6 protein-coding genes and 1 tRNA gene are annotated in these 4,475 nt (G+C 71.6%); 4 read left to right on the top strand and 3 right to left on the bottom strand.

Annotated features, from left to right (window positions below; genetic code table 11):
• The first annotated feature begins 130 nt into the window (after positions 1 to 130).
• The 4 genes from CCN44_RS34660 to CCN44_RS34645 all read left to right on the top strand — a co-directional run bounded on the left by CCN44_RS34660 (position 131) and on the right by CCN44_RS34645 (position 3,212).
• Positions 131 to 430, top strand: coding sequence for a SpdD-like protein (locus tag CCN44_RS34660; protein WP_086702416.1), 300 nt, complete (start codon positions 131 to 133; stop codon positions 428 to 430).
• A 91-nt stretch (positions 431 to 521) separates the two neighbouring features.
• Positions 522 to 1,868, top strand: a complete 1,347-nt coding sequence (locus CCN44_RS34655) for a replication initiator (RefSeq protein WP_086702413.1) — start codon at positions 522 to 524, stop codon at positions 1,866 to 1,868.
• Positions 1,861 to 2,043: a helix-turn-helix domain-containing protein gene (locus CCN44_RS34650; protein ID WP_030782002.1), complete on the top strand. Its 183-nt coding sequence runs from the start codon at positions 1,861 to 1,863 to the stop codon at positions 2,041 to 2,043. The genes CCN44_RS34655 and CCN44_RS34650 overlap by 8 nt, the downstream gene beginning before the upstream one ends.
• On the top strand, positions 2,043 to 3,212 hold the full coding sequence (locus tag CCN44_RS34645) for a site-specific integrase (RefSeq protein ID WP_086702410.1): 1,170 nt from the start codon (positions 2,043 to 2,045) through the stop codon (positions 3,210 to 3,212). Before CCN44_RS34650 ends, CCN44_RS34645 begins: the two co-directional genes overlap by 1 nt.
• 95 nt (positions 3,213 to 3,307) lie before the next feature.
• Here CCN44_RS34645 and CCN44_RS34640 read toward each other — a convergent pair.
• The 3 genes from CCN44_RS34640 to CCN44_RS45720 form a co-directional block, all read right to left on the bottom strand.
• Positions 3,308 to 3,381, bottom strand: a tRNA-Pro gene (locus CCN44_RS34640).
• Positions 3,382 to 3,447: 66 nt separating this feature from the next.
• The gene (locus tag CCN44_RS34635; RefSeq protein ID WP_086702407.1) at positions 3,448 to 4,206 is read right to left on the bottom strand and encodes a Pr6Pr family membrane protein; all 759 of its coding nucleotides are present in this window, start codon (positions 4,204 to 4,206) and stop codon (positions 3,448 to 3,450) included.
• Positions 4,207 to 4,261: 55 nt separating this feature from the next.
• Positions 4,262 to 4,475 (bottom strand): hypothetical protein (locus tag CCN44_RS45720; RefSeq protein ID WP_414820539.1); only part of this gene is annotated, 214 nt, incomplete at its 5' end.

Here is a 4,475-nt window from a genome sequence, read left to right as displayed (position 1 = left end):
GGCGTCAAGCTCATCCGCCCGCCCTGGTGGCTCGTCGCCGTGCTCCTCCTCGGCGGCTACCTGCTGACCGACAGCCTGCTGGCCCCCGTCATCGACTCCCTCCTCAAGTGACCCGTAAGGAGCCCTGCTCATGATCCGGCCGAAGGTCCCCACCATGCCGCAACCGACCGTTCCGGTCGTCACGCCCGCCACTGTCGTGGAACCGACCGCAGTCACCCCGGCCACGCCATCGACGCCCGCTCGTCCGGTGCCGTCCCGACCGACCGTCCAGTTGACGCCCGGCACGGCACTCGCCCTCGTCGGCGGCGGCACCGCCGTGGTCCTGGTCGTGGGTGCCGTCCTCGTCTCCATGCTGCTCGCCGTCACCGTGACCGCGACATCGGTCGCCGTGTGCGCCGTCGTTCTCCGCTCTCTCCTCACCCGCCGCTGAACCAACGACTCCTTTCGTCTGCCCTGACTGTCTAGTCCCCTAGACAGTCGGGGCGGGCCCCAACACCCGCACCACAAGGAGGAACCTGCACATGCGCCCACCGGCTCCCCTTGGAGCCATCCGTCACCTGGCCGCCCTCGCCCGGCACGGCGACCTCGGTTCCTACGCCCGGCAGATCCAGCGCCTCGGCGGCTGCGAGCGGCCCGTACGGATGGAGGGTCACCGGCTCGACGTCCACGCGACCACCGGTGAGATCGTCCGGGAGATCACCGACCGGGACCTTCCGGCCGGACAGCTCCTCATCCGCTGCAACAACCGTCGCGCCACCCGGTGTGCCACCTGCGCGGAGACGTACCGCAAAGACACCTTCCACCTCGTCACGGCCGGGCTGAGCGGTGGCAAGGGCATCGGCCCGGCGGTCGCCCGGCACCCCCGCGTCTTCGCCACCTTCACCGCGCCGTCCTTCGGCCCGGTCCACAACCGCCCGGCCGGCGGCCGGTGCCGCTGCGGACGTACGCACACCGAGGACGACCCCGCTCTGGGCACGCCGCTCGACCCGGAGCGCTACGACTACCGGGCGGCCGTCCTCTGGAACGCGCACGCCGGTGCCCTCTGGGGCCGGTTCGCCACCTACCTGCGCCAGCAGATCGCCTCCCGCGCGGGCCTCACCCGCTCCGCGGCGCGTGACTGCGTCCGGGTGTCGTACGCCAAGGTCGCCGAGTACCAGCGGCGCGGTGCCGTCCACTTCCACGCGGTCATCCGCCTCGACGGCCCCGGAGGCGCGGAGGACGACCCGCCCGCCTGGGCCACGACCGAACTCCTCACCGACGCGATCCGCTCGGCCGCCCGCCTCGCCGAGACACCCGGCCCGGTCATCGACGGCCGCGCCTACGCCTTCCGCTTCGGCGACCAGCTCGACATCCGCCCCATCCGCTCGGCGGACTTCGCGGGCACCTCGGAGCTGTCCAGCCGGGCCGTGGCCGCCTACATCGCCAAGTACGCCACCAAGGGAGCCGAGACGGCCGGCACCCTCGACCGGCCCATCCGTAACCCGATCACCGACCTGATCGGCTCCGGTGTCACCGACCACGCCCGCCGGATGATCCTCACCTGCTGGCACCTCGGCGCGCTCCCCGAACTCGAACCGCTGCGCCTGCGCAAATGGGCCCACATGCTCGGCTTCCGCGGCCACTTCTCCACCAAGTCCCGCACCTACTCCGTCACCCTCGGCGCCCTCCGCCAGGAACGCGCCGACCACAACGAAGCCCTGACCCGCGCCCGCGCGGCCGAAGCGGGCCACCCCCTGCCCGACCCGGACACCGTCCTGGTCATCACCCACTGGCGCTTCGCCGGCACGGGTCTCACTGCGGCCGAATCCCTCTTCGCGTCCTTGCGCTCCACTGCCCCCACCATGCAAGGAGAACCTGACCATGCGTGATGACGAACTGCTCACCGTCACCGAGGTGATGGCCCGCCTCAGGGTTGGCCGGTCTACGGTGTACGACCTGATCCGCACCCGGCGGCTGCCCTCGGTCACCATCGGCCGGTGCCGGCGTATCCCCGCATCCGCCCTGGGCGACTTCATCGCCGGACAGATGGAGCGTGCGGCCTGATGACCAAGCGTCGGAGCCGTGGTGACGGCGGCCTGCACTGGGACGAGAAGCGGCAACGGTGGATCGCCACGGCGAGCCTGGGTTTCGATCCGAGCGGCAAGCGGATCGTCAAGCGGGGGAGTGGCAAGACGAAGACCGAGGCGAAGAACAAGCTCAAGGAGGTATTGCGGGACCACGAGGACGGTCTGGCTATCGCGCCCACCAACTACACGGTCAAGGACGCGGTGACGGACTGGCTCGCGTACGGCCTGGTGGGCGTCGACACCAGTACGGCCAAGACCTGCGCGATCCTGTGCCAGACCCACGTCATCCCGTCGCTCGGCGCGCGCAAGCTCCGCGACCTGAGCGCGGAGGACGTGGACCGCTGGCTGGCCACCAAGGCGAAGACGCTCAGCACGCGCACCCTCCAGTCGATCCACTCGTGCCTGAACCGCTCGGTCAAGCGGGCCATGGCCCGGGACAAGGTGAAGCGGAACGTCGTCGAGCTGTGTTCGGTCCCACAGGGACAGGAGGGGCGCCCCTCCAAGGCGCTCACCTTCGCCCAGGCTGAGGCCGTGCTCAAGGGCGCCGAGGGCACCTCGATGTACGCGTACATCGTCGTCGCCCTGTTGACCGGCGCACGCACCGAGGAACTGCGGGCCCTCACCTGGGACCACGTCTTCCTGAAGGGCAAGCCGGACGCCGACCCGCCGCAGCCTCCGCACATCGCGGTATGGCGCTCCGTCCGGCGGGGCGGAGACACCAAGACCCGGAAGTCCCGGCGCACCCTCGCCCTGCCGACGCGCTGCGTCGAAGCCCTTTGGCAGCAGTTCGAGGACCAGGGCTGGGACCGGCTCGCCGCCGGCGACAAGTGGGAGGAACACGGCCTCGTCTTCTCCTCGGCCGTGGGCAAGCCGCTCGACGCCGCGAACGTCCGCCGCGCCTTCCGTCAGGCGCTGAAGGGCATCGACGGGATCAACCCCGACGAGTGGACCCCGAGGGAACTGCGGCACAGCTTCGTGTCCCTGCTCTCCGACCAGGGGGTGCCGCTGGAGGAGATCTCCCGGCTCGTCGGGCACTCGGGTACGGCCGTGACCGAGGAGGTCTACCGGAAGCAGATCCGGCCCGTGATCCAGACCGGTGCCGTGGTCATGGACGGGATCTTCGGCACCGACCCGCGACGCTCGTAGACACTCGGAAATCGATAGTCACGCAGATAGTCACGCAGGAAAGCCAGAGGGCCCTCACCGAATCGGTAAGGGCCCTCTGACCTGTTACTTGGCTGTCGGGGTGGCGGGATTTGAACCCACGACCTCTTCGTCCCGAACGAAGCGCGCTGCCAAGCTGCGCTACACCCCGGTGTCGCTGCTCTTCGCGGCGACGACGTTTACTTTAGCCCACCGGGGGCTGGAGACGAAATCCGATTCAGCAGCGGTGGCGGACCGGGGTCGGGCGGATGTGGTCCAGGGCCACCAGGAGGACGGCCAGGGTGTAGATCGCGAGGCCCAGGAGGAGGGCGTTGGCCAGGGTGCTGCGGTAGCCGTGGGCCGTCACGTCCAGGAACGGGTAGAGGTAGCGGGCGGGGCCGTCCGGGGGGAGGAAGGCGGCCCTGATGAGGGAGAAGACCAGGTACGCCAGGGGATAGAGCAGCCAGGCCGCGGTCTGACGCAGGTGGAGGCGGGCCGCGGGGGTGAGCAGGAGCCAGTCCAGCAGAGCCGCCGCCGGCACCACGATGTGGAGCACCTGGAGGGCCGTCCACTGGGCGTGCCAGCGCTCCGGGGGCGTCGTCGCGTCGGTCATCGAGAACGGGGGCGTGGCGTGGCCCAGGAGCAGGTGGTAGACCAGCGCCGAGGTGAGGGCGTAGAGGAGTGCGGCGCCGGTCACCGCCGACGGGAGCGGGCGGCGGGCCCGCCAGGCCCGGCCGGCCGACAGGAGCATGACCACGGCCAGGAGGACGGTGGCCTGGACGCTGAAGTAGCTCAGGATGCGGGCCGGGGCGCCCAGCAGGAGTTCCAGGGCGACTCCGCCGGCCGCCGCCACGGCGATCAGGAGGCGGAACAGCGCGGCCAGGGGGCGGCGGACCGGGGCCACCACCGCCGTGGCCGGGACCGGGGCGGGCAGCAGCACGGGCGGGCCCGGGACCGCGGGCAGGTCCGGGATCTCCCTGGGTATCGGGGCGGTCATGCCCTCACGCTAGGAGCGGGGGAGGGGGGCGGCCACGCGGACTCGTCCAGGTGGGTTACGGCCCGCTGCGGAGCGTCCGGCCCCGTGCCCGGCCGCTGCCGAGCATCCGGCCCGCCGCGCCGCGCCCGGTGTCTGCTGCCTCGCGTCCGCGGCCCACCGTCCCGCGCCCGGTGTCTGCTGCCTCGTGCCCGCGGCCCGCCGCCTCGCGCCCGGCCCGCCGCCCCACGCCCAGGGTCTGCTGCCTCGCGCTCGCAGCCGACGCCGTCGCG

Source organism: Streptomyces tricolor (assembly GCF_002155905.1).
Classification (GTDB): Bacteria; Actinomycetota; Actinomycetes; order Streptomycetales; family Streptomycetaceae; genus Streptomyces; species Streptomyces tricolor.
Note: the sequence above shows the minus strand (reverse complement) of the source record. Positions and strands in the feature narration are given on the sequence as shown.

Excerpts from the sequence above, each read along its gene's own strand:
- CCN44_RS34655 (WP_086702413.1), top strand. The coding sequence starts at position 522 with ATGCGCCCACCGGCTCCCCTTGGAGCCATCCGTCACCTGGCCGCCCTC.
- CCN44_RS34660 (WP_086702416.1), top strand. The coding sequence starts at position 131 with ATGATCCGGCCGAAGGTCCCCACCATGCCGCAACCGACCGTTCCGGTC.
- CCN44_RS34645 (WP_086702410.1), top strand. The coding sequence starts at position 2,043 with ATGACCAAGCGTCGGAGCCGTGGTGACGGCGGCCTGCACTGGGACGAG.
- CCN44_RS34650 (WP_030782002.1), top strand. The coding sequence starts at position 1,861 with ATGCGTGATGACGAACTGCTCACCGTCACCGAGGTGATGGCCCGCCTC.
- CCN44_RS34635 (WP_086702407.1), bottom strand. The coding sequence starts at position 4,206 with ATGACCGCCCCGATACCCAGGGAGATCCCGGACCTGCCCGCGGTCCCG.